Raw genomic sequence first — 599 nt, forward strand, 5'->3', positions numbered from 1 at the left:
ATCCGCTCCGGGATCTGGCGGATGCCTGCCTGGACGGCCTCGCCGAAGTGGCCCGGCTGGAAGCCCGCACCGCCGCCCTGAAAGCGCAGCTGGCCGCGGACTACGCCCACGCGGCCAGGGCCCTCGCGCCACCGGCCGCATCACCGCAGGAGTCCACCGCCCAGGAGCTCTCCCTGATCGCCGAGGTGGCCTGCGTCCTGACCGTCAGCGAACGAACCGCCGGGGCCTTCCTCTCCGACTGCCAGGCACTGACAACCGGGCTGCCACTGACCCTGAAGGCCCTGCAGTCCGGGACGATCTCCTGGCAACACGCCCGGATCATCATCGACGAAACCGACGCCCTGGGGCCCGCCGCAACGGCCGCCTTGGAAGCACACTTCCTGGACCCCGGAGCACCCAACCCCGCCCGCGGCTGCCCCGCCGGGGACCTCGTCCCCTCCCGCTTCCGCACCAAGGCACGCACCTGGCGCGAACGCCACCACCCCGTCAGCATCGAAGAACGCCACACCCAAAAAGCCGCGGACCGGCGGGTCGAATACCTCCCGGACCGCGACGGCATGGCCTGGCTCTCCGCCTACCTCCCCGCAGCCACCGCCGCA

At 72.0% G+C, this 599-nt stretch carries 1 protein-coding gene; it reads left to right on the forward strand.

The annotated features are described in order from the left end of the window. Window positions 1-599: DUF222 domain-containing protein (locus AC1DJW_RS26550; protein WP_476902966.1), on the forward strand; the 599-nt coding region annotated here is incomplete at both ends.

Source organism: Arthrobacter sp. 05L417 (assembly GCF_056397865.1).